At 47.9% G+C, this 17,817-nt stretch carries 16 protein-coding genes; 7 read left to right on the top strand and 9 right to left on the bottom strand.

Annotated features, from left to right (window positions below):
* Positions 1-7: 7 nt before the first annotated feature.
* From glgA to AXX12_RS09020, 5 genes are all read right to left on the bottom strand, one after another.
* Positions 8-1,435 (bottom strand): glycogen synthase GlgA, encoded by a 1,428-nt coding sequence (glgA, locus tag AXX12_RS09040; protein WP_066241243.1) that lies wholly within the window; start codon positions 1,433-1,435, stop codon positions 8-10.
* A gap of 1 nt (position 1,436) precedes the next feature.
* Positions 1,437-2,558, bottom strand: a complete 1,122-nt coding sequence (glgD, locus tag AXX12_RS09035; protein WP_066241240.1) for a glucose-1-phosphate adenylyltransferase subunit GlgD — start codon at positions 2,556-2,558, stop codon at positions 1,437-1,439.
* A 14-nt stretch (positions 2,559-2,572) separates the two neighbouring features.
* Complete coding sequence (locus AXX12_RS09030; RefSeq protein ID WP_066241237.1) at positions 2,573-3,754, bottom strand: glucose-1-phosphate adenylyltransferase; 1,182 nt, start codon at positions 3,752-3,754, stop codon at positions 2,573-2,575.
* Between the two features lie 19 nt (positions 3,755-3,773).
* On the bottom strand, positions 3,774-5,660 hold the full coding sequence (gene glgB, locus AXX12_RS09025; RefSeq protein WP_461781733.1) for a 1,4-alpha-glucan branching protein GlgB: 1,887 nt from the start codon (positions 5,658-5,660) through the stop codon (positions 3,774-3,776).
* A 304-nt stretch (positions 5,661-5,964) separates the two neighbouring features.
* A complete protein-coding gene (locus tag AXX12_RS09020; RefSeq protein ID WP_066241233.1) occupies positions 5,965-6,948 on the bottom strand; it encodes a lipoate--protein ligase in 984 nt (327 codons plus the stop codon).
* A 235-nt stretch (positions 6,949-7,183) separates the two neighbouring features.
* On the opposite strand from AXX12_RS09020, the gene AXX12_RS09015 reads away from it, so the two are divergent.
* The 3 genes from AXX12_RS09015 to ppdK all read left to right on the top strand — a co-directional run bounded on the left by AXX12_RS09015 (position 7,184) and on the right by ppdK (position 11,528).
* Positions 7,184-7,816 carry a helix-turn-helix transcriptional regulator gene (locus AXX12_RS09015; RefSeq protein WP_066242972.1) on the top strand — a complete coding sequence of 211 codons (633 nt, stop codon included), beginning with the start codon at positions 7,184-7,186 and terminating at the stop codon, positions 7,814-7,816.
* Positions 7,817-8,052: 236 nt separating this feature from the next.
* Positions 8,053-8,868, top strand: a complete 816-nt coding sequence (locus AXX12_RS09010; protein ID WP_082816783.1) for a pyruvate, water dikinase regulatory protein — start codon at positions 8,053-8,055, stop codon at positions 8,866-8,868.
* 2 nt (positions 8,869-8,870) lie between these two features.
* Positions 8,871-11,528, top strand: coding sequence for a pyruvate, phosphate dikinase (gene ppdK, locus AXX12_RS09005; protein WP_066241223.1), 2,658 nt, complete (start codon positions 8,871-8,873; stop codon positions 11,526-11,528).
* 79 nt (positions 11,529-11,607) lie between these two features.
* On the opposite strand, the gene AXX12_RS09000 is transcribed toward ppdK, so the two are convergent.
* Positions 11,608-13,026 (bottom strand): glucosyl-3-phosphoglycerate synthase, encoded by a 1,419-nt coding sequence (locus AXX12_RS09000; RefSeq protein ID WP_082816782.1) that lies wholly within the window; start codon positions 13,024-13,026, stop codon positions 11,608-11,610.
* A gap of 361 nt (positions 13,027-13,387) precedes the next feature.
* Between AXX12_RS09000 and AXX12_RS08995 the strand changes: the two genes are divergently transcribed.
* The 4 genes from AXX12_RS08995 (at position 13,388) to AXX12_RS08980 (ending at position 16,170) form a co-directional block, all read left to right on the top strand.
* A complete protein-coding gene (locus AXX12_RS08995; RefSeq protein WP_066241219.1) occupies positions 13,388-13,786 on the top strand; it encodes a TRAP transporter large permease subunit in 399 nt (132 codons plus the stop codon).
* Between the two features lie 38 nt (positions 13,787-13,824).
* The gene (locus AXX12_RS08990) at positions 13,825-14,766 is read left to right on the top strand and encodes a phosphoglycerate dehydrogenase (protein WP_066241217.1); all 942 of its coding nucleotides are present in this window, start codon (positions 13,825-13,827) and stop codon (positions 14,764-14,766) included.
* Positions 14,767-15,050: 284 nt separating this feature from the next.
* Positions 15,051-15,824 (top strand): histidinol phosphate phosphatase, encoded by a 774-nt coding sequence (locus AXX12_RS08985; protein ID WP_066241214.1) that lies wholly within the window; start codon positions 15,051-15,053, stop codon positions 15,822-15,824.
* A 154-nt stretch (positions 15,825-15,978) separates the two neighbouring features.
* Positions 15,979-16,170, top strand: coding sequence for a hypothetical protein (locus AXX12_RS08980; protein WP_066241210.1), 192 nt, complete (start codon positions 15,979-15,981; stop codon positions 16,168-16,170).
* A 138-nt stretch (positions 16,171-16,308) separates the two neighbouring features.
* Here the strand turns inward: AXX12_RS08980 and AXX12_RS08975 are convergent, their stop codons facing one another.
* Genes AXX12_RS08975 through AXX12_RS08965 form a run of 3 tightly spaced genes read right to left on the bottom strand, consistent with a single transcriptional unit; the run spans position 16,309 to position 17,815 of the window.
* Positions 16,309-16,935: a 4Fe-4S single cluster domain-containing protein gene (locus tag AXX12_RS08975; RefSeq protein WP_066241208.1), complete on the bottom strand. Its 627-nt coding sequence runs from the start codon at positions 16,933-16,935 to the stop codon at positions 16,309-16,311.
* Positions 16,935-17,585: a ComEA family DNA-binding protein gene (locus AXX12_RS08970; RefSeq protein ID WP_066241206.1), complete on the bottom strand. Its 651-nt coding sequence runs from the start codon at positions 17,583-17,585 to the stop codon at positions 16,935-16,937. Before AXX12_RS08970 ends, AXX12_RS08975 begins: the two co-directional genes overlap by 1 nt.
* Positions 17,582-17,815 (bottom strand): DUF2997 domain-containing protein, encoded by a 234-nt coding sequence (locus AXX12_RS08965; RefSeq protein ID WP_066241204.1) that lies wholly within the window; start codon positions 17,813-17,815, stop codon positions 17,582-17,584. Before AXX12_RS08965 ends, AXX12_RS08970 begins: the two co-directional genes overlap by 4 nt.
* Positions 17,816-17,817: the final 2 nt, after the last annotated feature.

Genomic DNA, 17,817 nt, shown 5'->3' with positions numbered 1-17,817 from the left:
ATAGCTGTTACAGGGTCTGATACAAGTCACGATACAGGGTAGCAGACCGTCCCCAACTGAAGTCTTGACGCATCGCCTGCTGCGCCAGCTTCGTCCAGACTTCCGGCTGTTCATATAATGCCACAGCGTCTTCCAACGTACGCAGCAAATCATGAGCGTTGTAATTAGTGAACCGGAAGCCGCAACCGGCTCCTGTTGTCTGGTCGTACGGGGTTACAGTATCGCGCAAACCGCCGGTCTCGCGGACGACAGGCAAACTGCCGTAACGCATGGCAATTAACTGACCAATGCCACACGGTTCAAACTGTGACGGCATCAGGAACAAATCACTGGCCGCGTAAATGCGTCTGGCTAAAGTCTCGTCAAAAAAGATGTTTGCTGATACCTGATTTGGTCTTTGATGTCCTGCCACTCGGAACATACCTTCATACTTTTCATCCCCAGTGCCTAGTATCACCAATTGGACATTCAAGTCAAGAAGCTCATCAAGCACCCCGGTCACCAGATCAAGCCCCTTAGCTTCAACCAGCCGAGACACGATGGCAACCATGGGGATCGATTCCGAAACCGGCAATCCCAACAATTCTTGAAGTTTCATCTTATTACGCTGTTTGCGTTTGATCGAACGCCAGGTATAGTTAATAAACAGCGCCGGATCGGTCGCTGGATTGTACAGCTCACAGTCAATACCGTTTAGGATGCCATGCAGTTCATCCTGCCGTTTGCGGAGTATACCATCAAGCTGTTCACCAAACCAGGGACTCTGAATTTCCATTGCATAGGAGGGGCTCACGGTTGTCACTGCATCGGCGAACACAAGCCCACCTTTCATATAGTTTACCGCGCCGTGAAATTCCAGCGTTTCGGCCGTAAAATACTCAGGCCCCAGACTGAGCAACTCACCTAATACATCAGGCGCAAACACACCTTGATATTTTAAGTTATGAATAGTAAACATTGTGCGGATATTGGCATAAAACGGATCTTGCCGGTGGTGAGCCCCCATCATAACGATAGCCATCGCCGCATGCCAATCATGGCAATGCAACACATCAGGCTGAAAGTCGATATGTGGCAGAATAGCCGGCACAGCCCGCGAAAAGAATGCGAAGCGCTCGCCGTCATCATAATAGCCGTACAGACCGGCGCGGCGGAAATAGTATTCATTGTCAATGAAATAAAAGGGAACTCCATCACAGGTATAGGCTTCCACACCACAATACTGATTGCGCCAGCCAACCGGCACGGTCAGTTCAGCAACTCTTTCGAATTCTTCTTTAAACTGGCCAGGAATATCTCCATATTTCGGAATGATAACTCTCGCATCGATTCCCAGATTACGCAGCGCCTTAGGCAGAGAGCCCATTACATCTGCTAATCCGCCGGTCTTCACAAAAGGCACGGCTTCGGCAGCGACCAACAGGACTTTTAACATACTAGATCACCGTTCCTTTCCTGATAATAATAGGATAGGCTATTTCCCCCTTAATCGTGCGGCCTGGTCCGATCTTTACGTCTTTGTCACAGATCACTGTGTCCAGTGACACCCCCGGTCCGATATCGCATTTTTGCATAATCACGCAATTTCTCACTGATGCGCCAGGTCGGATATGTACCCCGCGAAACAGAATACTATTCTCCACCGTTCCCTCAATCACGCAGCCATTGGCAACCAACGAATTGCTGGCTTTAGCTCCCAATCGGTAGTTAGTCGGCGCTTCATCCTTGGTTTTGGTATAGATGGGATTGTTGCGCGAAAACAGATTCTGCCGTACCTCAGGCTGTAACAGTGACAGGCTATGGTGATAATAGCCAAACACTGAATTAATCACTGCGACATGGCCCTGGAAGGGATAACCGTATATCTTCAATTGGCCTAAATTACGAATCAAGCCGTCTTTAATAAAACTGTGTTCCCCTTTCAGCATACAACGTTCAACAATATCCATGAACAGTTTGCGCTCCATGAGATACACGCGCATCGACATTTGCTGATCGCCGCCCGGATCATGGCTGACTGCAGCGTCAGAAACTCGTCCGTCCGCATCTGTCTTGATGAATGTGCAATGGCGGTAATCCTGACCTTCAAGCTGGCAACCAGGCTGAAAGAGAACAGTGACATCAGCGCCGGTTTGCCGATGGAAATCCAGCATACCGTTAAACTGAATATTGGCTATCATGGAACTGCCGGCAATGAGAACATATTGTTCCTTAGAACGCTTAAAATACTCAAAATGCGAATACATCTGCTCAATATCGCCCTCACCAGAGCGAATTCGGCCTGGCGCCTGATTGGATGGAAGTATGAAAAGTCCGTCGCGTTTACGGGCTAAGTCCCACTCCTTGCCTGAGCGTAGATGGTCCATCAGCGATCGATAATTGGAATAGGCTAGTATGCCGACATTACGTATCCCGGAGTTTACCATATTTGATAAGATAAAATCGATTACCCGGTAGCGTCCGGCGAACGGAATAGCGGCTAGCGGCCGGCTTTGCGTTAATTCTCGTAATAAATCTTCATTTTCGAACAGATTGATGAGGCCAAGAACTCGTTTCATTCTCACACCACCTCCTATGACTCCACCATAGCGCGACAAGGGATTGTCGTACCGGCGGGAATGACAATATCATCGCCAACAACAGCTATTCCGTCATTGGCGCCACCTTCACAGCCAACGCTCACCCCTGCATCAATCACTGTCCGGCTGCCGATAATCGCTTTTTCGATGACAGCTCCTGCGCCAATCTGAGCATCTGGGAATATAATCGAATGACGAATCACAGCTCCAGCCGCCACTGACACCCCGGGGAAAAGAACACTTGTATCGACTTCGCCGTGAATAGTACACCCTTCACTAACCATCGAGTTGCTGATCTTGGCTTGGCTGGCGATAAAGTGTGACGGCAAAGAGGGGTTAACTGCGTAAATCCGCCAACTAGGATCATGCAGGTCGAGCTCCGGCCGGTCGGCCAACAGGTCCATATTTGCTTCCCATAGGCTTTCCACTGTGCCGACATCCTTCCAATAGCCTTGAAACGGATAGGCGTACATACGTAGTCCTGCATTCAGCATGCAGGGAATGACGTTCTTGCCAAAGTCGTTTTCGGAGGTTGCATCCCGTTCATCTGCCTCTAAGTAGGCCTTAAGCACATCCCATTTAAAGATATATACTCCCATCGAAGCCAAGTTGCTTTTCGGCTGTTTGGGCTTTTCATCAAATTCAACAATTCTCTTATCAGCGTCAGCATTCATAATGCCGAACCGGCTGGCTTCTTCCCAAGGCACTTGAAAGACAGCGATCGTCGCGTCAGCTTGTTTTTCTTTATGAAACTCCAGCATCAGCGAATAATCCATCTTGTAGATATGATCGCCAGACAGAATCAGGACATAATCAGGATCAAATGTATCAATAAACTCAGTGTTCTGATATATGGCATTTGCCGTTCCTTTATACCACTCGCCGCCTTTTTGCCCGACAAACGGAGGCAGGACGTAAACGCCACCACCCATCCGGTCAAGATCCCAAGCGCTGCCAATGCCAATATACGTATGCAGGTCAAGCGGCTGATACTGAGTCAGCACCCCTACCGTGTAAATGCCCGAGTTGTTGCAGTTTGACAGTGGAAAGTCAATAATGCGGTATTTGCCGCCGAACGGAACAGCTGGCTTGGCTAAACGTTTTGTCAGCACGCCCAGCCGAGACCCCTGCCCACCAGCCAGAATCATGGCAACACACTCTTTTCTCATCCTCATCCTCCTCCTTCTTTTTTTCTTAGCCCATCGGCGCCAGCACGACTGCCGCTAGCGGCGGCACGGTGATGACCACCGACTGTTCCCAGTTATCCCAAGGCACGGGTTCACTGCGGATAATGCCGGTGTTATTAAGGCCGGAACCGCCATACTCCTGTGAGTCACTATTGAATTCTTCACAGTATTTTCCGCGCAGCGGCACGCCTATTCGGTAAGCTAGCCGCTCGACCGGAGTGAAGTTGACGATCATCAGCCTGACATTATTATGACTGTCGCGGCGCAATAATGACACAATACTGTGCAGGCTATCCTCACAATTGATCCACTCAAAACCTTCCCAGCCAGCATCCTTTTCCCAAAAACAAGGCTGTTGCAAATAGTAATGATTCAGAGCAGATACATAGTTATGCAGCTTTTGATGCATGTCATAACTAAGGAGATGCCAATCCAGGCTTTGCGCTTCATTCCATTCGATAAACTGTCCAAATTCACCGCCCATAAACAGCAGCTTCTTGCCTGGGTGCCCAATCATATAGGCATAGAAAGCCCGCAAGTTCGCGAACTTCTGCCAATAGTCTCCCGGCATTTTGTCTAACAGTGACTTCTTGCCGTGAACAACCTCATCGTGCGACAGCGGCAAAACAAAGTTCTCCGAAAACGCGTACATCAGCGAAAATGTCAGTTTATCATGCCGCCATCTGCGTTGCAGCGGATCTGTTTCCATGTATAAAAGCATGTCGTTCATCCAGCCCATATTCCACTTATAATTAAAGCCCAGACCACCGGTGAAGGTCGGAGCTGTAACAAGTGGCCAGGACGTGGATTCTTCCGCGATCATCAACGCGTTAGGAAATCGCGCGAACACGGCTTCATGCAATTTGCGCAAAAAGTCAATTGCTTCGATATTCTCCCTGCCGCCGTAACGATTAGGCTCCCAGTCTCCAGGTTCACGTGCATAATCCAAATAGAGCAGATTAGCCACAGCGTCTACCCGCAGACCATCGATATGGTAAACGTCAAGCCAAAACAAGGCATTGGAGATCAAAAAGCTCCAAACCTCTGAACGGCTAAAGTCAAAATTAGTTGTACCCCATTGCCGGTTTTCGGCCCGCAGCGGACGGTCGCTTTCAAACAGGGGCGTGCCGTCAAACGCTTTTAGGCCATGGCCGTCATTGCAGAAATGCCCAGGAACCCAATCCAAGATCACGCCCAGTCCGCGCGCATGGCAGGCGTCGACAAACTCCATAAATTCCTGCGGACTGCCATAGCGACTGGTGACAGCATAATAACCTGTCGCCTGATAGCCCCAAGAGCCGTCAAACGGATGCTCAGCCAGCGGCATTAATTCAAGGTGTGTATAGCCCATGTCAGCAGCATAAGCTGGCAGAATACGGGCTAATTCGCGGTAACTGAGCATCCCGCCATCTGGCCCCAGTCGCCAGGACCCGAGATGAACCTCATAGATATTGACTGGCTTGTCAAGCAGTTGCCCTCGCTTCTGACTTCGCCAATCAGCATCTTGCCAACAATAACTGCCCAATTCAGCAACTACCGAGGCCGACTTTGGCCGCTGCTCAGCAAAAAAAGCGAATGGGTCAGCTTTCAGCAAACAGCCTTGGGCTGTGTCGATCGCATATTTATAAATCTCACCGACTATCAAGCCGGGAATGAACAACGCCCAAACACCAGACTCACCCTGTCGACTCATTGGCGAATTGTCGCCTTGCCAATCGTTAAATTCGCCTACTACCTTAACAGCAGTTGCATGAGGCGCCCAAACAGCAAAACGGACTCCCCAAACGCCGTCATATTCAACCAGATGCGCCCCTAGAGTCTGATAACTGGCAAAATTGCGGCCTTCATTGAATAAATATAGTTCATATTCACTAAAGAGAGGCTGTTTCATCATTGCAATCTCCCCTCGGTTTTCTAATGGTAAAATTCACCATGAATCAGTTAATTCCTGCCTACGAGGCAAGGGAATTGTTAGCTTCAGGTTAAGAAAAACCGCCGTTACCTATAAGACTTAGCGGTAGGGTCTTTAGGAGTACAGAAAACGATTCCACAGAGTACACAGAGTATATTCTTCGCCTCTGTGACCTCTGTGTTCCCTCCTTTACTCTGTGGAAACATAACCACGTTCGCTTCGTGAATTTATAATTTTTATTGGTTTAGAAAAAGGGCCTGAAGCTCAATCGCTTCAGGCCCTCTCATTAAATTAACACTTCCAATAACTCTTCTTGACCAATACCGCCAAAATGCTGTTTGACATCAAGGCAGGCTAGCGCCGCCGCCAGGTCGCTGCGTTCATAGCGCAAACCGGTGAGAGCCGCAGCTACAGCCGCTGGATCGCCAGCACTAAAGAAATCACCATAGAATTTCAAATCACGAATCCGACCATTCGCCACATCCAGCCAAGCCTCCACTTTACCAGGGGTGAAGCGTTTCTCCCGCTTAATATTCGCAGGCGGCGACTGTCCATAAGTCCAGTCCCAGGTCCGGTAGCGCGATTCGGCTAACGCCGAAGCCGCAGCTAATTGTTCTTCTGACAGCTCTTGCTGTGTAAGCGGCTGATCCTCAGCCAAGCAGGAAAGCAACGTTTCCTTGAATTCGTGTACTGTCATCTGCCGTGACATATAGCTGCTAATGTTTGTTACCCGGCTTCGTACCGAAGCAACTCCCTTTGATGCGATCTTTGCCTGATCAGGACATAGCGCCGCTTCCAGATCATCAAGATTAACGTCAAACAGCAATGTGCCATGATGCAGAACCCTGCCATTTCGGATGCACTGCGCATTGCCGGAGAATTTCTTGCCAGCTAAAGTCAGGTCATTGCGCCCACTAAACTCAGTCGCTGCCCCCAGCTTAGCCAAAGCGGCCATTACCGGTCGTGCGAACTTCTCAAAGTCTGGCGCGATCTGTTCTCCCGCAGGCTGAATAAACGAATAATTTAAGTTACCAAGGTCATGATAAACCGCACCGCCGCCAGTCATCCGTCGTACAACATGGACGCCCCGATTGCGAATGAACTCGCCATTAATCTCCACCAAAGTATTTTGATGCTTGCCAATAATAACTGACGGCGAGTTCTGCCATAATAGTATATATGTTTCCCCGTGTTTTCCAGTATTGAAAATAGTTTCCTCAAGCGCTAAGTTGAAGTAGGGATCGGTCGAATTGTTTGCTAGATATAACATAACAACACCTCTCTGTTTAAGAATTCACCATCAACCTGTCTGATACCTTTTAAACTATTTAAAAATATTTTTACGTAGTCTGATAATTCTTTAAATTTCGTCAAATATTTCTGCAGGGATTTTTAGTTAAACATAGTATATAATTGATTATACGGTACATCTTTTCACCAATTAGCTATACTATTTTGGTGTTATTGCCTCGCAAGCTAATCCTTATACAAAGAAGGTGAATTTTATCGAACTTTCCAAACGTCAAGAAACTATCCTTGAAATTGTTAAACACCATGGCCCGATCACCGGCACGGAAATTGCCGGTCAGTTAGGTCTCAGCCGCGCTGCGCTACGTCCTGATCTTGCCATTCTAACTATGTCAGGCATGCTCGGAGCCCGGCCTCGGGTCGGCTACTACTGCACAGGCAAAGAACCTACTGATTTCATCGCAAGCTTACTCGCCAATATCTCTGTGGCAGAAGCCCATTCCCAACCGATTGTCGTCAAAGAAAGTTCTTCTGTCTATGATGCGATCGTCTCCATGTTTATCGAAGACGTCGGATCACTAATTGTCGTGTCTGAAGGCGGATACCTCGAAGGCATAGTCTCGCGCAAAGACCTGCTAAAAGCGGCAATGGGTGGACAAGGGCTCAATAAACTCCCAACTAATGTTGTCATGACTCGTATGCCGAATGTTATTGTTACCTATCCAGAGGAATCCGTCGTTCGGGCTGCTGAAAAGCTGATCAACCAACAAGTAGACTCTCTGCCGGTAGTTGTTGCCAACAAAGTCGGTAATGAGGAAAAATTTCAAGTCATTGGCCGTTTCACGAAAACAAATATTACCCGCCTATTTGTTCAACTGGCTGGCAAGTAGTAAGAAAAGCCGTCGTTACATATGAAACCTGGCGGCAGTAGTAGTGCTAACATTGATTAACATCGTTGTGGCGGTCAGGGAAGTACGAGGAACGTTAACGGCAGAGGGCTACGGTTTATTATACAAGATAAATCCGAAACACTCTGTGTACTCTGTGGCAAACACACCCTCGTTGCTTCACAGGTACTTAGGCTTTCTGGTATTACTGGGGGGGAGGGCTCTTTATTAATCTATCAGTGAAGAATACACCGATCATCTATGTTGTATCAGATTCCATCGGTCAGACCGGCGAGGTAGTGGTCAAGGCAGCGGCCAGCCAATTTAATTCTGGCAATGTCGACATCCGGCGTGTCCCCTATATCCGCACAGTCGAAGAGGCGGCGGAAGCCATTGTTGAAGCCCAAGAGGCTGGCGGCGCCATTATTTATACGATAGTCAGCCCTGAACTTCGCCTTTTTCTCGCGACCAAGTCAAAAGAGCATGGCGTAACTGCTGTTGATGTCATGGGACCAGTGATGGATGCGATCCGTACAGTTACCCCTGACAAACCAAAGCTCGAGCCAGGTCTGGCGCGCAGGCTCGACAAGGCCTATTTCAACAAAATTGAAGCCATCGACTTTGCTGTCAAGTATGATGACGGCAAACAGCAGCGCGGCCTGTTAAAAGCAGATATCGTTATTATTGGCGTATCTCGCAGTACCAAGACGCCGCTCTCCATGTTTCTGGCAACTCGCGGCTTTAAGACAGCTAATGTACCGCTAGTTCCGGAGGTTGCCCCTCCTGACGAAATCTTCAAAATGCCCATTCATCGGATCGTTGGGCTGATGATGCAACCTAGCTTGCTATATGAAATCCGTAAGGAACGATTAAAAACGATGGGCCTATCAACCGCAGTCGATTATGCAAATTTAGAGCGTATTCTCGAAGAACTGGATTACGCCTCTAAAATCATGCGCCGAGTTGGTTGCGCGGTCATTGACGTGACCAACCGGGCGGTAGAAGAAACTGCGGCAAAAGTAGAGGAAATTTATCGTAAAGGAGTCGGAAAGTAACCATGAAAAAGTATGTCTACTTATTCAACGAAGGCAAGGCCGAAATGCGCGGCCTCTTAGGTGGCAAAGGTGCCAATCTGGCTGAGATGACCAACATTGGCCTACCTGTACCTCCAGGCATGACCATCACCACCGAAGCTTGCAAAGAATACTACCATGCAGGCAAAAAGCTCCCAGATGGACTGCTTGACGAAATCAAGAAAAACTTAGCCATTCTTGAGGAAAAGACCGGCAAAAAACTGGGTTGCATCCAAAACCCGTTGCTGGTTTCTGTCCGGTCTGGCGCCGTCTTCTCGATGCCTGGCATGATGGATACGATTCTCAATCTAGGTTTGAATGAAGATACCCTTAAAGCTGTGGTCGCTAACACTAATAACGAACGTTTTGCTTATGACGCTTTCCGGCGCTTTATCCAGATGTTCTCTGACGTCGTCTTGGAAATTCCGAAGCATGAGTTTGAAATTCTGCTTGATAAACAAAAGCATGCTCAAGGCGTTACCTTTGATCAAGAATTGACCGCCGAAAGCCTGCGCAAAATTATCGATAATTACAAAGCATTGGTGCAAGAGAAAGCTGGCCGCCCCTTCCCTGAAGACCCGATGGAACAGCTTATCCTTTCCATCGAAGCTGTGTTCCGTTCCTGGAACAATGACCGCGCCATTATTTATCGTAATCTCAACAAAATTGACCATGATCTCGGCACAGCCGTCAACATACAATCCATGGTCTTTGGCAACCTTGGCAATGACAGCGGCACTGGCGTCGCCTTTACCCGTAACCCGTCCACCGGTGAAAACGTTCTCTATGGTGAATTCCTGACCAATGCCCAAGGCGAAGACGTCGTCGCTGGCATTCGCACCCCGCGGCCGATCTCCGAATTGAAAGACGAAATGCCCGAAGCCTACGAAGAATTTGCCCGCACCGCCCGGTTACTGGAAAAGCACTATAAAAATATGCAAGATATCGAGTTCACTATTGAGCGCAAGAAGCTCTACATGCTGCAAACCCGCAACGGCAAGCGTACAGCGCAAGCAGCTGTTAAAGTTGCTCACGATCTGGTTGCCGAAGGAATGGTCACAAAAAAAGAGGCTATTCTTATGGTCGAACCGGCTCAGCTCGACCAACTCCTGCACCGCCAAATTGATCCCAAGGCCAAAGTCGAAGTTATTGCCAAAGGGTTGCCTGCCTCGCCGGGTGCCGCTTCTGGCACAGTGGTATTTGACGCCGACGATGCCGACCGTTTGGCCAAAGAGGGCAAAAAGGTCCTGCTGGTTCGTACTGAAACCACTCCAGACGACATTCACGGCATGGTCGCCGCTCAAGGCATCCTAACCAGTCGCGGCGGCATGACCAGCCACGCAGCTGTTGTTGCCCGTGGCATGGGCAAACCTTGCGTCTGCGGCTGCGAAGCGCTGAAAATCGACTATAACGCCAAGACAGTCAGTGTCGGCGGCAAACTCATCAAAGAAGGGGAGCCACTCTCGATTGACGGATCGACTGGTCGAGTCCTGTTCGGTGTCGTCACCCTAAAAGACCCTGAACTATCCGGCGAATTCATGGAGTTCCTCGAGTGGGCTGATGAGTTAAAGGAAATTGGAGTTCGCGCCAACGCTGACACGCCAGAAGACGCGCTTAAAGCCCGCGAATTCGGCGCTAAGGGCATTGGCCTGACCCGTACTGAGCATATGTTCATGGCTCAAGATCGTCTGCCCTATGTACAACAGATGATTCTTGCCGAGTCCTTAGAAGATCGTGAAGAAGCGCTGTCCCACCTTCTGCCGATGCAGCAAGGCGACTTCTACGGCATCCTCAAAGCGATGGACGGTTATCCGGTTTGCATTCGTCTGTTAGATCCGCCTTTACATGAGTTCTTGCCCAACCAGGAAGATTTAGTAATTGAAACCACTGAGCTGCGTATAACCGGTAAAGATGCTAAATTGCTGGAAGAGAAAGCCGAGTTGCTCAAAAAAGTCCGCACCCTGCACGAATTCAACCCGATGCTTGGTCATCGCGGCTGCCGCCTTGGCATTACCTTCCCTGAAGTCTATGATATGCAAGTAAGAGCGATCTTTAACGCTACCGCCCAACTGACTAAAGAGGGCTTCCAGCCGCATCCGGAAGTGGAAATCCCGTTAACGATCGATGTCACTGAAATGAAATTCTTCAAAGAGCGAATAGACAATATTGCCAAAGAAGTCATGGAACGTGAGAACGTCCAGTTCCACTACACCTCAGGCACCATGATTGAATTGCCGCGCGCCGCTCTCCTGGCTGACGAACTGGCCACCGCATCTGATTTCTTCAGCTTTGGCACCAATGACCTGACCCAGACAACCCTGGGTTTCAGCCGCGACGACGCCGAAGGCAAGTTTATGGATGATTACTTGCGAGCAAAAATCCTGAAGGAAAATCCCTTCATCGTGCTTGATCGCAAAGGTGTCGGCAAACTGATGAAGCTGGCTGTTGAAGGCGGCCGCAAGACGAAACCCGATCTCTTGATCGGCATCTGCGGTGAACATGGCGGCGAACCCTCGTCTGTCGAATTCTGCCACATGATCGGCCTCAACTTTGTCAGTTGCTCCCCCTACCGTGTCCCTATCGCCCGCTTAGCTGCCGCGCAAGCCGCAGTCTCGACCGGCGAAATCATGGGCACTCGTTAAGCAGCAAATCCTCAAAAGCCCCGGCCTCAAAAGCCGGGGCTTTTCCATTAGGAGAAAGCAGTGAGAACGAAAAGCTGAACTAATATCTCCTCCACGTAACAGGGAACCGTTTAGCATGCATTTCGAAGCGGCCATGTGCAGAGATTACGCGTCGAAACAAATTGTTGCCACGATTGTTTACTTCCAACAGTTCAGCAAGCACCTGCATAATCTGGAAGGACATTTCACTCAGTCCGATCACATCTTTCGATTTATGAATAACTTCTCCCAAATTTACTTGGCATGTAGACCAAAGGCCCAAATTTTCTACAGCTTGCGCGAGCATCGCTACCTCTACGCCGTAGTTTGCCGGAATACGCATCTTTAATAAAGCGTCTTTATATATAGCGACAGTTCCGGCAAGCGGCTGTATGTATCCCGAGAGCTGAGGCATAAAGGTGCTAAACCAGGGACGCGCTAATATTTCTGTAACCCTGCCCCCTCCCAATTCTATTCCGGATGCCTCAACTCTTACCGGTCGTGAAAAATAGCCTTTCGCAAATTTTATTTCCGGATAAGCCAAGAGCGGACCTAGCAGCCCATAGAAAAAACGGGGAGTGATATTTTCGATGTCAGTGTCGACCCAGGCTAGAATGTCCGCATCAGTGACAAATGCACTCTTAAACATCGCCTCCCCTTTACCGTGATACGTTCCCAACTGTGCTTCGATTTCCGCATGCTGATAAACAGGGATGCCATACGACCGGGCGATGTCTACCGTATTATCAGTGGAGCCAGAGTCGATCAGAACCACCTCATCGATAAGACCGACATTCTTCACATCCAACGCGGTTTTAATGACCTTGCCAACTGTATTTTCTTCATTCAGGCTAGGAAGAATGGCGACTATTTTTACACCTTGCTTTTTTTTATAATTTCTCAGCACACTGGAAACCGAAAAATCGCTAGCGTCAAATGTCCTAGCCCGGATCCATTTGTAAATTTCATCACTTTCATCAAATTCCAAATCACGCAGCGGACCGCGGACAATAGTCAGACTGCCTGCAAACGCGCCTTTTACCTTAGCATATAACGGTTTAATTTCCGAAATAGAAAGCGGTGCGCCCAAAAATAACATCGAATAATCGCTACTGATACTTTTAATCAAATGCCAAATCGACTGATCTCTCCGCCAGTTAATGGTTACACTGTCAAACATTTCGTGAGCGGGAGCAACAACAGAAGACAAAAAGACATCCTCCAGGTGAGGTATTTTTTCTTCTAAGTGAAAAATCACCAGATTCTTCACTTTGGCTTTGGCGAGTACGTCCAACACCGCCTGTGCATTAAGGCCTCCGCGCAAGACCGCCGCAACAGGGCCTTCCTGCCAGCCGTCAGTTATGATATTTACCATTTCACAGCCGATCTCCAGTTCGTCCAGATCGTCAGTAAACGATAGAAATTTGAACTGATCGCTAACATGTTCTATATTTGGCCAATAGCGCCCTTCGTTAGTCATGCTTACTCCCCTTTCATCGAACAAAATGCAGGTCTATATATTTTGTCTGGAGTGCCAGAGGCTACCAAATTACTATTCTGATATATCTAATTATATTATAAAGCAAAACCAATATTTAGTAAAATTTGGAACTTAAATCATTACGCCAAAGATCAGAGATTAGAACGAACCGTACCCAAAAGACTCTCAAAAGCCAGTCAGGAAGCAGCCCTGTACCAACGTAAAGTCAACCGTGAGATGATGACAGAATCTGTAGCCAATCTTGAAAAAGCAGGCATGAAAGTCACTAAACTGACTCCGGAACAACAGAAAACGCAATCGAACAAGCTGTGAAGGGATCTGGCGAGGAGGGTCGAAAACTATGACTATGACGATGGTCGTATTCGTGGCATCATTGCTTGCAGTGATGGCGCTCGGTATTCCTATCGCTTTCGCCCTTATCATGAGCGGCGTTGCGCTACTCTTGCATATGGGGATGTTTGACACGCAAATACTCGCCGCCAACCTCACCCCTGTTTTGATGCCGATTGTTCATAAGGCCGGTATTAACCCCATCTATTTCGGTTTCATGTTTGTGTTCAATAATATGATCGGCTGTCTCACTCCACCAGTTGGAACGGTGCTTAACGCCGCTGCCGGAGTCGGCAAAATCACGATGCATGACATTATTCGCTGTGTTATGCCTTATATGTGGATTGAAATCATCCTCTTATTGCTACTCACACTCTTCCCACAGCTTGTCTTGGTTCCACTAAGCTAGTTCATTTAAAATCTACAGATTGAGGAGCTTCTTTGACCATGAAAAAGATTCTGATAACACCACGCTCGTTTGGTAAAAATAATAACAAGCCGATTGAACTGTTGAAGGAAAAAGGCTATGAAATAATCACTAACCCCTATCAACGCATCATGACACAAGAAGAAATGAGTGTTGCGATAAGGGATGTTGACGGCATTGTCATTGGCGTTGATCCGCTAAATGGCGAGGTATTAAAAAACGCTAAGCAACTGAAAGCTATCTCCAAGTACGGAGTCGGTTTAGACAATATTGACTTGGCGTATGCCGAGCAGCGGGGTATTATTGTCACAAAAACAGTCGGCGCCAACACCGGCGCCGTTGCCGATTTCGCCGTGACGCTAATGCTGGCGACAGCCAGGCGGATGGTCTATATTGACCAGGAATGCCGACAACGGAATTGGGCGAAGGTCAGTACTATTCAAATGGATAATAAAACGCTGGGCCTTATTGGTCTCGGAAGCATCGCCAAAGCGGTAGTGAAAAAGGTCTCCGGATTTGACATGAAGATTATTGCTTATGATACTTCTCCTGACCTCGAGTATGCACAGAAACACAACATCACTTATGTTGATCTCGAAACACTGCTGCAGGAATCGGATTTTATCAGTATTCATTTGCCATTGCTCGACAGTACGAAGAACCTGATATCAAGCAAAGAATTTGCATTGATGAAACAGACTGCTGTACTGGTTAATACGGCCAGAGGCGGAATTATTGATGAAGCCGCCTTGTTATCAGCGCTGAAAAACCGCAGAATTTGGGGAGCAGGTATTGATGTGTTTGAAGCAGAGCCGCCGAGCAATGATGAGTTTCTGAAACTGGATAACATCATCATCGGCTCTCACTGTGCGGCCTCTACCTTTGAGGCTATTGATGCGATGGGAATGATGGCTGCAGAAAATCTGATTAACAGCTTGGAGACGCCACTGACAGATCGGTAAAAGTTTGTTCAGTAAGCAGCCGCTGCGGCGGTCTAAGCGAGTATGGGGAACGTTAACCGCAGAGTACGCTGAGTGCGCGGAGGATACCCGCAGAGGGGATGCAGTTTTATATAAAACAAATTCGAGACCCTCTGTGTCCTCAATGTACCCTCTATTTACTCTGCTGTAAAATGGCACCCTTTTCTTCTCTCTTACTTTGGGCGGCAAAATGACTAGCAGGAAATAGGATTGCAATGTAGAACATAGTACCGTAATATTATTGAATTCAGGAGGCTTACTCCTTCATGTTGTTTGATACTCATACGCATACTACCTTCTCTACTGACTCGCGCATGACGTTTGCTGAGGCGGAGCAGGCAGCTAGAGAGCGTAATCTTGGAATTATCATCACCGAGCATATGGATCTTGCCTATCCTGAGCCAGAGGCGTTTACATTTAATGTTGATGACTACTTTGCTGCTTATGGGGCACACCGCAGCGACGCGCTGCTGCTGGGGATCGAGATTGGCATGCGTGATGACTGTGTTGACGCCAACCGGGAAATCGTCGCCAAGCATCCATTTGACTTTGTGATCGGCTCCATCCATGTCGTTGAGAACATCGACATTTACCAAGGATCGTTTTATCACACCCGGACAAAAGAAGAGGTCTATCATCAGTACTTTAATTCGATGATTGTTTGTCTCGAACAATATGACTTTATTGACAGCTTAGGTCATATAGATTACATCTGCCGCTATGCCCAGTTTGATGACCCTGAACTCTATTTCTTTGATTTCCAAACAGATATTGACTTGGTTCTCTCCCAACTAGCGCAACGCGACCAAGCGATTGAAATCAATACTCGCCGCCTCTACCTGCCTGACAGCAAAGAAGCGTTGTTGCCTGTCTACCATCGTTTCCGCGAACTAGGCGGCCGGTTTGTCACAATCGGCTCAGATGCCCATAAGGCCAAAGATATTGGCAAAGGACTGGACTTAGCCATGGAAATGGCTGAAACCTGCGGGTTGACGCCGGTTTATTATAAAGAGAGAAAACCGATTCGCCTGACACTCTGAAGTTTCTTAAGCCGGGATGTGATGTCCCGGCTTTTTATATAGTAATTATTTTTTCTTATTGATATTGACTTTCATTCTCAATAAGAATATACTAGTAATCAGAAAAGGATAATCCCGCCTTTACAGGCGGTGATGATAAAGAAGGGTGAGTTTTATGGCAAAAGCACCTGGACTGCATGCCTACTGTACTGATGAGCATTGTTCCATCCACGGAAAAGATTTAAAAGAAATGATTCGCGAAACCGAGCCATCTTGGCTAAATGAAATCAAAACTGCAGGTTCACTCATGGCATTAGCGGCAGCTATTGTCATCGGTAACGTTGCCTGGTATTTTTCCGGCATATGACAACTTCATCCCTCCTCTGTTTTTACAAAGACCTCCTCACATTTACTGAGGATGTCTTTGGCAGACCGCCGACAAAAAGGGCACTCTACGCGAAGCGCAAGGTGCCCTTTTGTTGACGGTCTGTGCGTACGATGTGCGTTATGTATCCCTTTTGCGGCGCACATCGTGCGCATTGCGTAGTTCTAGTAAAAACGATAAATCGTCTTGTGACAGTATCCCATTCACTAGGATTTGTCCGTTCGGCCTAATTCTGATTTCAATCTTATTTGAAATATTCGGAAGATCTTTTTGCAAGTACTGATAACGTTCAGTTAGGAAATGATACCGCTGATTCGCTGAACCAATCCAAGGGCGACTGGTATCTGCCAATTCCTGTTTATACGGGCCATCAATCAAGACATCAGTAACAGCAAGAAGCTCTTGCCAGGAGGGGCAATTGCTCATTTTGATATCTTCGAATCGATACCCCGTAAACGTAAGAACGGTCAGACCGAATTCACGCACAATCCTCCCCAGTTCTGCAAGGGCGTCAGCCTGCGCAAACGGCTCTCCACCGGCAAAAGTTACCCCCTCTAAATCCGGGACTGATACGATTTCCTGTGCCAAAGCATCAACATCGACTTCAATACCGCCACTTTCATCCCAGGCTTCCGGTGTGGCACAGCCTCTGCACCGGATAGGACATCCCTGCACCCAAACGCAGGCGCGTATCCCCGGACCTTCAACTGCAGTCTTTGGCAGGAAGTTATAAAGTCTAATATGCATTAATAATCGATCACTCTTCCTGAAGTTGTTTTAGCTACACCCGGCTCGCAAATACTGACTTGACACAAGGGACGAATGAGTTTGGCAATATGCGGTTTCAAGCTTAGATGACGGCAAAAATCATCAAAACTTTTGAAGCCGCCTGTTTTTTGCCGTACAGAAACTGCCTTCTTTGCCAATATGATACTTATTCCCGGCAATCCAGCCAACTCTTTTTCTGTCGCTATATTAAGATCAAGCAGTTCACTGTCTGTTATCTGCAAGGGAGTTTGTACAATAGGCGGCGGTTTTATTACTTTATCTGCTCCTGCTTCCATATCGGTCGTTAGCTTCGTATGATAGACATCAGCTGGCTGAAGCGGATCTGCTTTTGCAGCCAGCTCCTCTTTCCGTTCTTCAGCTTGTTGCAATGGTTGCGATCTATGCAAATATATCCACAAAGGTATTGTTATAAAGAAGAACGGAAACGTAATCAACACCCAGATCCAGGCTTTGCCCTTGCTGCCTGCTTTAACTCTTGCCTGGAAGTACATATAGATCGCAGCAGCCAAAGGCAGGATGGGAATTAATGCTGTAAACGTGTTGCCTAGAACTACGTAACCAACAAATAACAGTGCTGCAAACGCTATATACCCGAGTAGCAGGATCATCTTCGCCACCCTGCCTTTTCACTTTCAGTAATTTTTGAATGCAAGTCGTTTTGCAGTGTGATGTCTTCCTGTTCGTAATAGTCTGCCGTATAGGCCGACTCGTACGTTTCGGAGCCTGTTAGTTCCTCCAAGAGAGCGATGTAGTCGGTACATTTTTTCCCTTTGATACCCTCAAGCTCTACCTGCACCCTGCCATCGGGAAATATCTGTAGCCTAAACTGCTTTTGCATGC

It is taken from the genome of Anaerosporomusa subterranea, assembly GCF_001611555.1.
In the GTDB taxonomy this organism is placed as follows: Bacteria; Bacillota; Negativicutes; order Sporomusales; family Acetonemataceae; genus Anaerosporomusa; species Anaerosporomusa subterranea.
This window is presented reverse-complemented; position numbering and strand designations above follow the sequence as displayed.